Source organism: Bacteroides luti, from assembly GCF_900128905.1.
GTDB classification, from domain to species: Bacteria; Bacteroidota; Bacteroidia; order Bacteroidales; family Bacteroidaceae; genus Bacteroides; species Bacteroides luti.
In genome coordinates, this window is record NZ_FQTV01000001.1 from 411,034 (window position 1) to 424,881 (window position 13,848).

Here is a 13,848-nt window from a genome sequence, read left to right on the forward strand (position 1 = left end):
GTTACACACTGCTTTTTTTAGCGATTTTTTAGTTCAGAAAACACAATTTTCATTTTTATTATCGTGCACAACATTCCAATAAGAATCATAAAATCAGAAAAATAACACATATTATATAAACTAAGCAGGCAACTATTAATGATTACTAAATCAAAAATAGCTGCCTGCTAAACTATTATTTAACGTACTACTCTAATTAAATCGTGATTGTGTAAATGTGATGATTCCAATATGGAATACCAATAATCGGGAATAATATAATGGATGCAATCAAACTTATTACCCAAAGTATAACCAATATGGTTTTTACAGTTGGAGACATAGGTTTCCAATCGAGCAATTTACGGAAGATTGAAAAAACTAATCCAGCTAAAGGAATGCCGACTAATGCTATACCTGTAATGCATGCCAAAACAATATTAACCGGTGAGGTTGAAATTAAATTCCAATCATTAATAAAAGGAAGCCAACTTATAAAAGCAGCACCACCACCCAAAACTATTGAAAAAGCTGCTATTATAAGAGCGAAAAGAACTATAATCAAAACAAATAGTACTGGACAGAATACAATTGCCAGCAATACAAGCAATACCTTAATAAAGACTCCTACAACTTGCACAAACGCATCTCCTAACTTTTGTAAAGCCGTACGCGGTTTGCCTGAATTTACATAATCATTTACTCCTCCAGCAACTTTTTCAAATCCATCAGTTACTGTTTTGCCAATATTCTCAACTGTAACCTTCTCTCCTCTCATGGCTAGTTTTTCTGCTGCAGTATGTGCCTCAGGAACTACAATCCAGCATACTATATATATAGGAATAACAACTCCTACTCCAAAGAATACCAATACGATTAGAAGTAATCGAACCAAAGTAGGATCCCATCCCATATATGCTGCTAAACCAGAGGCTAAACCACCTAATATCTTATCATCAGGATTACGATAGAAACGACGGCGGGTCTGATCAGATTCACCACTTGAATATGCTTCCTGACGAGGTTCGCCTGAAACCTTTTCTTCTTTCACTTCTTCATCGGAAAGTTCTTCAGGTTTCCCCATACGTTTAATAACTTCCTCAACATATTCTACAGTGATTACCTGAACGCCTGAATTTACTTTTTCAGTAAAAAGCTCCGAGATTCTAAGCTCCATATCTTTCACAATCTCTTCAGCCCCAACTTCTTTACGAAAATGCACTTTAAGATTAGCCAGATATTTATCCAACAAATGGTACGCGTCTTCATCAATGTGGAAAACCGTGCCTCCTAAATTCACAGTCAATGTTTTTTTCATTCTATTATCGATTCGTTTAATGTTATATGATTTACAGTTTCATTCAGTTCTTTCCAGGCTGTTTCAAGTTCACCTAAAAAAACTTCTCCTTTAGAAGTTAGCTTATAATATTTACGTGGTGGCCCTTGAGTAGACTCCACCCATTCATATTCAAGCAAATCATCATTTTTCAGCCGAGTGAGCAACGGATAAAGTGTTCCCTCTACCACTATCAGCTTTGCCTCTTTCAGTTTCTGAATAATATCAGAAGCATAGGCAGGCTCCTTATGCACCAATAATAAGATGCAATATTCCAGCATCCCTTTGCGCATTTGCGATTTAACATTGTCTGCATTCATAGTCTTACTTTTATTTGACGATACAAATATATGTAATCGCAAGGTACTTTGTTATACATAGTACTATAAATTACAGAATATTAACGTTTAACCAAATAAGATTATACGTATTATATACAAGTAAAGATAAATATTTAATAAATATATCTGCATGTTTTTATAGATAAATATAACAAAATGATTCTTTATTCTAAAAACATATAGTATGTATACAATAAAAAATTGAGGAATTATTGTTATTCTCTACAAACAATAAAGAATAAGTTACAATTCAAATTCTTTCATTATTTTTCTATAAAAAAAGAAATCCTCATGCTTTATTGAGTAAAAGCATGAGGATATAATATCCAAGAACGGATTTATGTATTATAAAACCTTTATATCAATTTTATTATCATTTCTGAAAGGATTTACTCCATAAGGCCATAATACCTTATCAACAAAATTCAAATTATCCATTACATTGTCCCAGGTTTTTATAACTGCATCTCCATGTCCTGCTCCATCAAATGTTTTCAGTGAAGCACGATCATCATTACATACCTTTTTTATAGCTTCTAGCAATTTAACAGATTGACGATAAGGAACAACCTGATCATTCGTTCCATGCACAAGAAGGATTGGAGGAAAATTCTTTGTTACAAGATAAAGCGGGCTTGCTTTTTGAGCTTTTTCTTTATATTCAGGTATCTGAGTATTAAATCCCATTTCCTGATTTGCAGGTTCCTTTAACGTAGGAAAATCACTCATATCAGCTACTCCATACCAAGAAACAATTCCTTGCACATCTGATGAAGACTTTGCACTACCCATTGCTAGGTCTTCATATTGAGGTATTCCATTTGTAGCACCTAACATTTCAGCAAGATGGCCGCCTGCAGAGTTCCCCCAAACAACAATATTTGTAGCATCTAATTTATACTTCTCGGCATTTGCACGAATAAAGCGTACAGCTGCTTTTGCATCAAAAAGTGGTGCTGGCCAAACAGCCTGATTAGAAAGACGATAATTTACAGATACAACTGCATAACCTTGAGTAGTAGCTAGCATAATAGAAGATATCGTTTCTGAATCTTTATTACCATATGCCCATCCACCACCATGAAACACTATTATTACTTTATATGGAGCCTCTCCTACTGACGGATATATAATATCTAAGCGTTGAGCAGGATTTGTTCTACCACCAAAAGCATAAGGGATATCCAATTCTGTTGCTTTAAACTGCGACATATCTATTTTTCTCTCAGCCGCCTTATCCTGAGCATATTCACCTAATCCAGAAACATTTGTTGAAGCAACATTCTGTTTATAGATTTCTGTATACCTGCTTGTTTTGGCCATATTACTACAACCACCAATCATAAATGACAAACAAACAACAGCAATTGCATTATATCCAAAATTCAGTTTTCTCATACTCTAAACTTTTATATTAAACAAATATTAAAAGATTCTCCTGACAAATATATCGATAAATAGATATATCCGTTGCCAAAAGAATCTTTTTAACTATATATTCTAGAAAAACATAACGTTTTAAATAAGAAAAAATTTCCATATTCACTCTTTATTCTAATTTAAACAATTACTCTTTCATTATAATCAATCATCTGATCGTGGGGTATATTTCGGCTTTGCCTTTTCCTTTTTAACGACATCTGCTAAAGCTACAGTTCCAGCTAAACCGCCAAGTCCCATACTCTCTACAGCCGTACTAGGCACTACAACAATGGTTGCATTTGTTTTCAACCCTTCGTATAGCATATTCATTGCACGAAGATGGAATGCATCTGGATTATCGGCATAAGTATTAGCTGCTTCAACAAACTTATCTGCAATCTGGCGTTCAGAATCGCCTAAGATAACTCTGGCCTGGCGTTCTCGTTCTGCTTGTGCCTGCATAGACATGGCAGCTTCTAATCCTTGCGGGATAAGTACATCCTTAACTTCAACAGAGATGACATTAATACCCCAAGGTTCAGTTCTTTCATCAATAATAGTTTGTAATATGGCACTAATTTTATCACGCCCTTCCAACATATCAGCAAGCATTGTTTTACCAATAACATCCCGAAGTGCTGTTTGTGAAGCCCAGGCTATTGCACTATTGTATTCGGCTACATCCAAAGCTGCTTTTTTAGGATCAACTACTTTCCAGAAAAGCACAGCATCTACATCAACCGGAACAGTATCTTTGGTCAATGTCTTTTCTGCTTTAAACGCTGTACTGATAACACGAATATCAATCCAGTAAGGTATAGAATCTATAATAGGAATAATAAAGAATATTCCAGGTCCTCTTAATGACTGAAATCTACCAAGACGCAATACAACAGCTCTGTTCCACTGAGTTGCAACTTTTGTTGACCATGATGTAAATACGGCAGCAAATAAAAACAGAACCAATATAGTCTGACTTATTCCAGACTTGAATTCACTATCTACAGCAAATGCTAAAAGTGCTCCTATTACTGCTATTACAATAAAGAGCAAGGTTGCAACAGAACTATCATTTCTCATCTTGTACTCAAATTTTAAAGATTAATACTTTTATATAAGTGCGATACTTTTATTTAAAACTAACACTCTGTTAAAAACATATATTCAGTGCATAATTTTTTATAAGGACAGAAATATAAATCGCTTTTAAATTGCAATTATACTTAGTCAAGAATATCCAGATTAAGTTCACTCAAATCATCATTATCTCTATATCTGGCTTTTAGTCCTAATTGGGCAGCTATTGATTCTATGCCAGATGGATAACCACTATCCTGGCAAACACTTAAGCCTGCAATCAATATGTCATTGCGTTGCTTTTGGATAGCAATAGACAATAACTCATAGTCGGACAATGCAGGATAGTTCTGTTTTAATTCCTGCACTATTTCATCGATTAATTTAAAGTTTTGCATGTTTATATCTTTTTTTAGGTTAATAATAAATCACAGCCATATAAAAAGCATGGAATATACATTAAAAACAAATAATAGTATTAATTGTTATATAAAATGCACACGTTTTTCAATATTAATCCTTAGCTGTTGATTGATTATGAAACCAAGTTCAACTTTTAGGCAATTATTAGTAATTACAATTTCATTACTAATAACTATCTGCTTGTTTTTAAGCTTCAAATTCCGTGCGCTAGATGATTCTCAAGTATTTATTCATGTAGAGAAAGCAGGAACATTGTCTACCCTGATAAAGTCAAAAAATAAATATTCAATTACCGATCTCACATTGTCGGGCAATCTGAATGGTACAGATATTACTTTTATTCGTGAAATGACCGGAGGCGGGAGTCTAAAAAGCATTAAGACTGAAGGCATGCTAACTAAACTTGATTTGGCTAATGCTAATATTGTTGAAGGTGGCGATAAATATTTCAATGACTTTCTGACAAAAGATAGTTCGATTACAGATTATATGTTTGCAGAGCTATTCAAACTAACGAAACTGGTTATACCAAACAATATAAATTCAATCTGTAATGGAGCTTTTTCTGGATGTTTCAACCTGACTACATTTATCGTACCGAATAATGTTACAGCCATTGGAGATTTTGCTTTTGCAGGATGCTTTGGTCTGAAGTCAATATCAATACCAAACGGCATTACATCAATCGGGAATTATGGATTTACCGGATGTTATGGATTGACTTCATTTATTATACCAAGCAATGTTTCTTTTATAGGTGAGTATGCTTTTACTGGTTGTAGCGGATTACAAAAAATATACTGTAATAGTTCTGTTTCTCCTAAAGTAAGCGGAACTGATACATTTAAAGGAATAGATGCATCCATGTGCAGGCTTTATATTCCGAATGGCACATACGATGATTATTCCAATGCTGAGGGTTGGAACTATTTTTCAAATATAATAGAAGAAAAATAAGAGAAGTCTGCAAAAAACAGACTTCTCTTACTTTTTAAATAACTATTCAAAGTAACTAGAACCATCAAAACAATGCGTACATAACCTTTCTTTTGGAAGTCCAATTGCTTTCACCAAATCGTCCAGTGTTTGGAAAGTAAGTGTTGTTAGTCCAAGTTCCTCTCTTATTACATCGACCATAGCTTTGTATTTTTCGCTATTACTATCCGAATATTCTTTAAAAGCAACACCCTCCTTACCTTCTAGTTTCTTTATTGCTTTATGAGTAGCCAATTCAAGACTTGAGCGTGAACGACTAAAATTAAGGAACTCGCAAGGATAAGTTAATGGAGGACAAGCAATTCTCATATTAACCTCTTTAATTCCAGCTTCATGCAAATCGTGTACATTATCTTTTAATTGCGTACCACGCACAATAGAGTCGTCAAGGAAAATACCGCTTTTTCCATAAATAATTGATTTATTTGGAATCAGTTTCATCTTTGCCACTAATTCACGCATATTCTGGCTTTGAGGCATAAAGCTACGAGGCCATGTAGGTGTATATTTTGAGTACGGACGTTTGAGAGGGATTCCTGTTTTGTGGCTATATCCCATTGCATGTCCAATACCAGAATCGGGAATACCTGCTACAAAATCTGCTTTAACATCATCATTCTCTGCAAGTGCAGCGCCACAACGGTATCTGCATTCATCTACATTTATTCCTTCGTAAAATGAAGGTGGGTATCCATAATAAACCCAAAGGAAGGCGCAAACCTGCATTTTTTCATTTGGCTTGCGTAGTTGCTCATATCCATCAGCAGTAATACGAACAACCTCGCCAGGTCCCATAAATTTATCAATTTCATATCCAAGATTTGAGAAAGAACAAGTTTCGAATGCAGCTGCATAAGCATCTTCTTTTTTCCCGAGAATAATTGGTGTACGGCCCAGTTTATCTCGAGCTGCCAGAATACCTTCTTCCGTTAGAACTAACATTGAGCAAGATCCTTTCACTCGTTTATAAACATTCTCGATTCCCGATAGAAAATTATCCCCTTCTGCAATGAGCATAGCCACTAATTCAGTAGGATTTACTGTACCCTGACTAGTCTCGGAAAAGGTATGATGTTTATCCAGAAAATATTTTTCCAGTTCATCGTAATTTACTATTTTACATACTGTAACCACAGCAAATCGTCCCAAATGTGAATTTACCACAATAGGTTGCGCCTCGGTATCGCTAATTACACCAATTCCACTGTTGCCGGAAAAGTTCTTAATATCATTTTCAAATTTATTTCTGAAATATCCGTCTTCAAGACTATGGATCGCTCTTTGAATACCTTTTTCCTTAGACAAAAAAGCTAAACCAGCCCTTTTCGTCCCTAAATGAGAATGATAATCTGTGCCATAAAATACGTCGGCTACACAATCAACTTTTGAAATACTGCCAAAAAAACCACTCATATAATTCCGTTTTTATACATAAATTTAAGTCACGAAAATACTTGAATTAGACTTATGATGCAAGGGAATAGGATGTTATTTCATAATTAAATTAAAAACAAATTAAAAGAATTCAAAAAAAACGAGAGTCTATACTAAAACACAAAAGCTACTTTTTAATATTATGCGAATTTGCAAGTAAAAATTAGTTGTCCATTCAACATCTTTTTGTAAATTGCGCACTATTAATTTACAATTTAAAAACACACAAACACTTATGACATCCCTTAAATCTCCACGAATTCAAAGCGTTGATGCTTTACGCGGTTTTGCTATTGTAGCAATATTATTGTTACACAATCTTGAGCATTTTGATTATTACTTTTTACCCACAGGTTTACCGGCATGGTTAGTGAGTCTCGATAAAACTATTTGGGATACAATGTTCTTTCTTTTTGCGGGAAAAGCTTACGGAATATTTGCCTTACTGTTTGGTCTTACTTTTTATATCCAACAACATAATCAGGAATTAAAAGGAAAAGATTTTCGTGCACGTTTTGCATGGCGACTAGTATTACTATACGGATTCGGTATGATTAATTCAAGCTTCTATCAAGGCGATATATTGACAATATATGCCATTTTAGGTTTCACTCTTATTCCGGTAGCAAAGTTAAATACCAAAACAGTTCTTTTTATTGCAGTTATACTTATTCTCCAACCATATGAATGGATAAAAGTATTATCAGCTATTATACATCCACAACAAGCAATTCCAAATCCGGCATCCTGGGAATATTTTGGTAAAATGGGTGAATATATTCCAAAAAATTCGTTTATAGATACCATTTACGGGAACTTAACGAATGGCAAAACAGCTGTTTATTTGTGGACCTGGGAAGCTGGACGCGTATTTCAGACTCCGGCATTGTTTATGTTTGGTATGTTATTGGGAAGAACACAGAAATTCGTTAAATCTCCCGAGAACAATAAATTCTGGACAAAGGCATTAATATATTCATTAATACTATTTATACCTTTATATTTCGTGAGTAAAAGTGTAACAAGCCAATCAATTACTAATACAGCAGTATTTAGATCTTTGGAGTTAATTACAAAATCATGGACCAACTTTGCCTTCCTTGTTTTCCTTGTTTCAGGATTTGTATTACTGTACGAAAATACTAATTTAAGAAATGCGCTTGATAAATTTTCAGTTTTAGGTCGTATGAGTATGAGTAATTACGTTATGCAATCTATTTTAGGTTCGTGCATTTATTATGGATTTGGATTAGGTTTATACCAATATACAGGAGCTACTTATTCTCTTTTAATTGGCTTAATGCTTATGATTATTCAATGGACATTCTGTAAATACTGGCAAAAAGATCATCGGTATGGAGTGTTGGAAGGAGTTTGGCATAAACTGACTTGGATAGGCACAAGTCGATAATAGAAATTTCAATATATTAATAAAGCCGACTCTTTGTTAGGGTCGGCTTTGCTTTTTCATAAACACTCATCAAAGAATTAGTTTCACTTTATGAAAGAATAACTTCATCGGAAAACATATCATATTTTGCAAGCAATCGCTCTTTATTATATAGATGAACATATTTTTGCCCTATGATAGTAGCATTTTTACAAGGCTCATCAAACTCATTCATGCGTTCATCGCACTCTTTTTTATAAGCATCTATAGCTTTTGAAATTAAAGACTCCAATTCATCAACATTTTTATCAATTTCTTCTTTAGCTTTCTTTGAAAGTCTTTTAGCTTCTTCAATAGTGATTTCATGTTTCTCTAGTTTCTTCATTATTCTTTTAATGATTTCAGCTACTTCTTCTTTTGATTTGCTCGAATCTTTCATAATCTCATTTTTTAAATAAATGGTTCAATAATTTCATTAAACGTTCATCCATCTCATATATTAAAAAACAAACCAGAAAGAGCAATTGTTTGAATTTTGGCTGCTTCGGCCTGAAGGTTATTATATATATAATCTTATTTTCCTTTATTTAACACAGACTGAATATGTGTTGGAAAAACAGCTAAAATTCATTGGTCAATAATTTCAATCTATTCGCCAATGATTTTAATTTATTCATGAATAAAATAAAACTATTGACCAATAAAAAATAAATGGTAGTTTATAAACCTGAATGTATACTACAATTATTATATTTGTAGAACTAATACCTAAAATTATGTTAGTACAATTTCATTTTGAAAACTTCAAATGCTTTAAAGATGAGACTAAATTGAGTTTGGTAGCATCCAATCATATCAAGGATAATGTAGATAATGTTATCAAGACAGATAATATTAATCTTCTTAAATCTGTTGTAATTTACGGTCCAAATGCCAGTGGAAAAACAAAGCTGCTAAATGCTTTCCAGTTTATGCGCTTAATGGTTGAAAGATCTACCAATAATGCTGTAGACAGAGGGTTTAGCATAGATAACTTCAGACTAAGTACAGAATCTAAAGAAAGCCCAAGCTTCTTCGAAGTTGTATTTATTCTAGATGAAATACAATATCGGTACGGATTCGAACTGACCAAAAAAAATATTTTGTCAGAATGGCTGTACAAAAAAGAAAAGAAAGAAAAAGAACTATTCTATCGTGAAGGGAAAGTCATTGAATATGATTCTTCTGAGCTGAAACGAGTTAAAAGTCTGGTAGAAGAAGACATGATACGTGAAGACAGCCTTCTGCTAACCGTATTGGCTCAGTTTAACGATCAGCTTTCTCAGAAAATAGTGAAATGGTTTCATCATGTAAATTTGCTCTCTGCCGATGGCAGCAATGTGCAAAGCTATACGCTTGACAAATTATCTACCCCGATGAAGCAAAAGATTGTTCGTCTGATGAAAGATGCCGATTTTAGCATTAATGATTTTGTGCGCCATCCTATAAACAGAGATGAAATTCAGACACTTCATACCGTATACGACGAGAATAAATTAAGGGTGGACGAAACGCCTTTCATGCTCGAAGATGAATCGAACGGTACTATTCATTTTCTTTCATTAACTGCCCCTATTCTCGATACACTAGACAGAGGCAAAATATTAATGATTGACGAACTTGATTCCGGTTTGCATCACGATCTTATCGTTGCTCTTCTTAAGTTATTTCATTCAGAAGAAACAAATCCACATAATGCACAATTGATATTCAATACGCAAAATACTAATTTATTATCGAGTGATCTTTTCAGAAAAGACCAGATTTATTTCGTTTCAAAGAACAGATACGGAGAAGCATCTCTAACGTCTGCTGCCGATTTTATGTTGAGACCAGGAGCAAATCTGCAGAAAAAATATTTGGAAGGAAGATTTGGAGCGGTTCCTTATCTGAAAAACATGAATAAATCATTCACCTCTAAAAAAGAAGAAGATAATGAAAATAGAGATTAGAGATGGAATAAAACACATTTCTCTTGACAATGATCAGCACGAACCGCAAACATCGCTTAGACGGAGAAGAGGTGAAACACCCGATTTAATAAGAAAAGCTCCCACCCGATCTACATTAAAGAAGTTTCTTATAGTATGTGAGGGTAAAAATACTGAGACGTCTTATTTTAATCAATTCAGAAGGCCTAATGTAGCTATTGAAACTGTGGGTCTTGGTTACAATACAGTCTCTTTGGTCCATAAGGCCATTGAGATTTACTCTTCAAAATCTGATGGAGATAAGCCGGATGAAGTGTGGTGCGTGTTTGATAAAGACGATTTCACAAACAAAATGTTTAGTCAGGCCATCTCAATGGCAAACGAACATAATTTTTTCTGCGCTTATTCAAATCAAGCCTTTGAATATTGGCTTATATTGCATTTTGTAGATCATCACGGTGGGCTGCTACACAGAAATGAATACAATGAAATAATCAACAAACATATCAAGATATTTGGTGCAAGTTACGCCGGCAAAGGTAGTAAAATTGTTACTGAACATTTATTTGAAATATTACAATCCAAAGATCCTGCAACAAAAAGGTCTCGACAGGATCTTGCTATTGAACGGGCAAAAAGAATCTATAGTCAAAAATCTAATTTATTGCCGGCAAATGCAGAATCTGTAACAGCTGTTTTCAAGTTAGTGGAAGAAATTGTATCCAATTAAAGGTTTGTCGGTCTGAAAATAAATTCGTTTATGCATATTTAAATGCCAAGCTCCCTTCGCTTAGTAATCGGGGTATTACTAAACAAAGGGAGCTTATTAGAATCATATATGCAAATCCTATCTATTCAGAACATTATCAGTCGGCATAGAATGGTGTTACAGGAATTTTACTAATCTGCTTGATATCATTTATATTTGAATAATCATATAAATAAAAGCCGCCTTCTCCTATCATAAATAAGTATCCGTTAACAGGAATCACATCATAAGTCTTGATTCCTGGGAAAGCAGCAATCAAATTATCAGTAATCTTTGTCTTATCAGCAGCATTATATATTTTAAGTCCTGCCTCTCCATCGCAAACAAACAAAGTATTTCCTTCAATACCCACTCCATAAGGTTTGGTCATATTAAATGAACCCACCAATTGATTGGTTTTATAATCGGACGAAAGCTTAACGACATCCAAACGGTTTATATCTCCATGACAAGTTTGTCCTCCGCGAAGAGTGATGTATGCGTATCCGTTCTGAATAACAACAGGATCGCAGCTTGTTGCATGAGAGAACATACTGACATAAGCCGGAACTGTTGGAACATTAAGACTATAAACTAACATTCCATTTGTAGTCCCAAAAAAGAGATGATCATCATAAATAAACATCGTTTCTATACTCCATCCCACTGTTTGCTTTCCAATATTTACCGGAGAACCAGGAGTTCCCACATCAAACATTGTTAGTTGACTGTTATCAACGACATACAAATATTTATCATACAATCCGAAGCGTGCCATAGAACCTCCTTTTCCAAAGCCACTCCCCGAAATACCACCTGCAGCAGCATTCAGTTCAGCATAACTATTTGAAGTATAATATTTATCCCACATTGGATAAATAGGAGTCTCATTATATTCAAGTTCACGCTTTTCTGTTACCAATTCCCAGCCTATAACAACTCCTTTCTCTTTATCCACTTCTTTTACCCGATATTTGTCATTTATCTGAGGAACTGTATAAGCTAAAGCATTCTTTACTCTGTTTACTTCTTTAATTTTGCTAATATCCGAAACATCAATCGCAACCAGATCAACATAACTATCAGCGAACAAAATATTATTCTTTATTGCTAAGTCAATACATCCAGGGACTTCTATAAAACCTATATTCTTTGGATTTGCAGGAGTAGTAAGATCCAAAATATGTATACCTCTAAGCTTTTCTACAACAAATAAATAATTGTCTTTAAAATATATTTTTCCTGGATTTGCCAAAGTTTGAGGTGAAGTTGATTTTACTGCACTTCTTAAAGTCTCATAACTCATATATATGGGAGAGTTTACAGTTGAAGTCTCAGTATATTTATCCATGCATGCAGTTAAAGAGAGCATAGACAATAAAAGTAATATATAGTATTTGGTTTTCATATCATTAGATTTAATAAATAGTGATACCTAGTTTTATTAACAGACGGTTGTAATCAATATCAAGCTTATAATCATCAGAAGATGTATAATGCTGCCTGTGATACTGATATCCGACAGACATATTCAATCCGAACTGAGAATTCAGATGAACAAGTAATCCCATCGACGGACTAAATAAAAATCCACCTTTAGGATCGAGTTTCTTATTTGCCGACCAATAATATGTATTATAACTGATTACACTACTAGGAACAATATCATTATATGCTAATTGAGAATCATCAATCGGAATTTCATATCCCCCCTGAAGCATTATATAAGGAGAATACTTTTCGTTTCTGAATTTATAAATAACATTAGCAGTTACAGGCATATACGTTTCATTCAGAAAATCAATTCCAAGACCTAAGCCAGCAGCAACATTTTTATTAATGTTATAATCAAAAGAAGTACGAAAAACAAGAGGAGCATCTTTCTTATTATCAGAGTTTCCAATAAGTAACCCCATTTCTGTTAAATTAAAAAATTTCTTAGCCGAAGGAACAAAATTTGATAAGCCTTTTTCCATTTTATCTTCATTCGTCACTTTTTTCGATTTAGAAATCATTTCAATTTCTGATACATCTATTACCTTTGAAACATTTCCAGACACGACTCTTATTTTATCAAGATTGACAGAATAAATATATTGACCTTTAATTATCTCACCATTTTTAAGGTATACATACCCTTTCTCAAATTGGGGATAATTTACAACTGGTGCTTCCGTTTGAGCATAGGTAGATAAGAGGCCTATCCATACAAACAAGCTGAATATCAATGTTCGTTTTATCATATAGCATGTATTTAAAGTTATATATCTTTTTATACTAAAATGAAACTAATTGGATAATACTGCATATAAAAGAAATTAATTTTGGTTTTCACATGAAATTAAGATCAATTGGTTTACTTATAATGTAATATTAAATTCCAGTATCAAATATATAAACGAATACAGCAAAGGAATCAGAAAATATGAGTAATAGAGTTTATAAGACTCACTAAAAACAAAAAAAACCATTCAAAGTTATTCCAGCTTAACTGAAGAAGCTAGGTTATATAGCATTTCTAAGAAATGCATAAGCTAATACACTTTATTTATGATAATAAGAAAAGCTCACTTTATTCCGGGAGAGGAGAATTACCTTGACAAAGATAAATATAAAAGTAGATGCAATAGATATTACGGCTCAGTATAAAAAGTTGTGGGATAAGTGTTAATTCTTTATCTTTGAACAATGAATAAAATGAATTCTCCTAGCATCGCTGAAGTTCTATCATT

The 13,848-nt window shown here is 33.6% G+C and carries 13 protein-coding genes; 4 read left to right on the forward strand and 9 right to left on the reverse strand.

Annotated elements, in window-relative coordinates:
* Window positions 1-196 precede the first annotated feature (196 nt).
* From BUC21_RS01775 to BUC21_RS01795, 5 genes are all read right to left on the reverse strand, one after another.
* Complete coding sequence (locus BUC21_RS01775) at window positions 197-1,297, reverse strand: PspC domain-containing protein (protein WP_073398789.1); 1,101 nt, start codon at window positions 1,295-1,297, stop codon at window positions 197-199.
* Window positions 1,294-1,635, reverse strand: coding sequence for a PadR family transcriptional regulator (locus BUC21_RS01780; protein WP_073398790.1), 342 nt, complete (start codon window positions 1,633-1,635; stop codon window positions 1,294-1,296). Before BUC21_RS01780 ends, BUC21_RS01775 begins: the two co-directional genes overlap by 4 nt.
* Window positions 1,636-2,001: 366 nt before the next feature.
* Window positions 2,002-3,054, reverse strand: coding sequence for an alpha/beta hydrolase (locus BUC21_RS01785; RefSeq protein WP_083547535.1), 1,053 nt, complete (start codon window positions 3,052-3,054; stop codon window positions 2,002-2,004).
* Window positions 3,055-3,240: 186 nt separating this feature from the next.
* A complete protein-coding gene (locus tag BUC21_RS01790; RefSeq protein ID WP_073398791.1) occupies window positions 3,241-4,158 on the reverse strand; it encodes a slipin family protein in 918 nt (305 codons plus the stop codon).
* 143 nt (window positions 4,159-4,301) lie between these two features.
* Window positions 4,302-4,553, reverse strand: a complete 252-nt coding sequence (locus BUC21_RS01795) for a hypothetical protein (protein ID WP_073398792.1) — start codon at window positions 4,551-4,553, stop codon at window positions 4,302-4,304.
* Window positions 4,554-4,692: 139 nt separating this feature from the next.
* On the opposite strand from BUC21_RS01795, the gene BUC21_RS01800 reads away from it, so the two are divergent.
* On the forward strand, window positions 4,693-5,535 hold the full coding sequence (locus BUC21_RS01800; protein WP_083547536.1) for a leucine-rich repeat domain-containing protein: 843 nt from the start codon (window positions 4,693-4,695) through the stop codon (window positions 5,533-5,535).
* A 42-nt stretch (window positions 5,536-5,577) separates the two neighbouring features.
* Here the strand turns inward: BUC21_RS01800 and BUC21_RS01805 are convergent, their stop codons facing one another.
* On the reverse strand, window positions 5,578-6,987 hold the full coding sequence (locus tag BUC21_RS01805) for an amidophosphoribosyltransferase (RefSeq protein WP_073398794.1): 1,410 nt from the start codon (window positions 6,985-6,987) through the stop codon (window positions 5,578-5,580).
* A gap of 256 nt (window positions 6,988-7,243) precedes the next feature.
* Here BUC21_RS01805 and BUC21_RS01810 point away from each other — a divergent pair, with 256 nt between their 5' ends.
* Window positions 7,244-8,419 carry a DUF418 domain-containing protein gene (locus tag BUC21_RS01810; RefSeq protein WP_073398795.1) on the forward strand — a complete coding sequence of 392 codons (1,176 nt, stop codon included), beginning with the start codon at window positions 7,244-7,246 and terminating at the stop codon, window positions 8,417-8,419.
* 88 nt (window positions 8,420-8,507) lie between these two features.
* Here BUC21_RS01810 and BUC21_RS01815 read toward each other — a convergent pair whose 3' ends face one another.
* Window positions 8,508-8,837, reverse strand: a complete 330-nt coding sequence (locus BUC21_RS01815) for a hypothetical protein (protein WP_073398796.1) — start codon at window positions 8,835-8,837, stop codon at window positions 8,508-8,510.
* A 337-nt stretch (window positions 8,838-9,174) separates the two neighbouring features.
* Here BUC21_RS01815 and BUC21_RS01820 point away from each other — a divergent pair, with 337 nt between their 5' ends.
* Both BUC21_RS01820 and BUC21_RS01825 read left to right on the forward strand, forming a co-directional pair.
* On the forward strand, window positions 9,175-10,389 hold the full coding sequence (locus BUC21_RS01820; protein WP_073398797.1) for an AAA family ATPase: 1,215 nt from the start codon (window positions 9,175-9,177) through the stop codon (window positions 10,387-10,389).
* Window positions 10,373-11,098, forward strand: coding sequence for an RloB family protein (locus BUC21_RS01825; RefSeq protein WP_083547539.1), 726 nt, complete (start codon window positions 10,373-10,375; stop codon window positions 11,096-11,098). The genes BUC21_RS01820 and BUC21_RS01825 overlap by 17 nt, the downstream gene beginning before the upstream one ends.
* A gap of 136 nt (window positions 11,099-11,234) precedes the next feature.
* Here BUC21_RS01825 and BUC21_RS01830 read toward each other — a convergent pair whose 3' ends face one another.
* A complete protein-coding gene (locus BUC21_RS01830) occupies window positions 11,235-12,524 on the reverse strand; it encodes an LVIVD repeat-containing protein (protein WP_073398798.1) in 1,290 nt (429 codons plus the stop codon).
* A gap of 10 nt (window positions 12,525-12,534) precedes the next feature.
* Window positions 12,535-13,359 (reverse strand): hypothetical protein, encoded by an 825-nt coding sequence (locus BUC21_RS01835; RefSeq protein ID WP_073398799.1) that lies wholly within the window; start codon window positions 13,357-13,359, stop codon window positions 12,535-12,537.
* Window positions 13,360-13,848 lie beyond the last annotated feature (489 nt).

What these genes read in the sequence shown, in the direction of transcription:
- BUC21_RS01775 (WP_073398789.1), bottom strand. Translation starts at nt 1,297, where the DNA reads ATGAAAAAAACATTGACTGTGAATTTAGGAGGCACGGTTTTCCACATT.
- BUC21_RS01780 (WP_073398790.1), bottom strand. Translation starts at nt 1,635, where the DNA reads ATGAATGCAGACAATGTTAAATCGCAAATGCGCAAAGGGATGCTGGAA.
- BUC21_RS01785 (WP_083547535.1), bottom strand. Translation starts at nt 3,054, where the DNA reads ATGAGAAAACTGAATTTTGGATATAATGCAATTGCTGTTGTTTGTTTG.
- BUC21_RS01790 (WP_073398791.1), bottom strand. Translation starts at nt 4,158, where the DNA reads ATGAGAAATGATAGTTCTGTTGCAACCTTGCTCTTTATTGTAATAGCA.
- BUC21_RS01795 (WP_073398792.1), bottom strand. Translation starts at nt 4,553, where the DNA reads ATGCAAAACTTTAAATTAATCGATGAAATAGTGCAGGAATTAAAACAG.
- BUC21_RS01800 (WP_083547536.1), top strand. Translation starts at nt 4,693, where the DNA reads ATGAAACCAAGTTCAACTTTTAGGCAATTATTAGTAATTACAATTTCA.
- BUC21_RS01805 (WP_073398794.1), bottom strand. Translation starts at nt 6,987, where the DNA reads ATGAGTGGTTTTTTTGGCAGTATTTCAAAAGTTGATTGTGTAGCCGAC.
- BUC21_RS01810 (WP_073398795.1), top strand. Translation starts at nt 7,244, where the DNA reads ATGACATCCCTTAAATCTCCACGAATTCAAAGCGTTGATGCTTTACGC.
- BUC21_RS01815 (WP_073398796.1), bottom strand. Translation starts at nt 8,837, where the DNA reads ATGAAAGATTCGAGCAAATCAAAAGAAGAAGTAGCTGAAATCATTAAA.
- BUC21_RS01820 (WP_073398797.1), top strand. Translation starts at nt 9,175, where the DNA reads ATGTTAGTACAATTTCATTTTGAAAACTTCAAATGCTTTAAAGATGAG.
- BUC21_RS01825 (WP_083547539.1), top strand. Translation starts at nt 10,373, where the DNA reads ATGAAAATAGAGATTAGAGATGGAATAAAACACATTTCTCTTGACAAT.
- BUC21_RS01830 (WP_073398798.1), bottom strand. Translation starts at nt 12,524, where the DNA reads ATGAAAACCAAATACTATATATTACTTTTATTGTCTATGCTCTCTTTA.
- BUC21_RS01835 (WP_073398799.1), bottom strand. Translation starts at nt 13,359, where the DNA reads ATGATAAAACGAACATTGATATTCAGCTTGTTTGTATGGATAGGCCTC.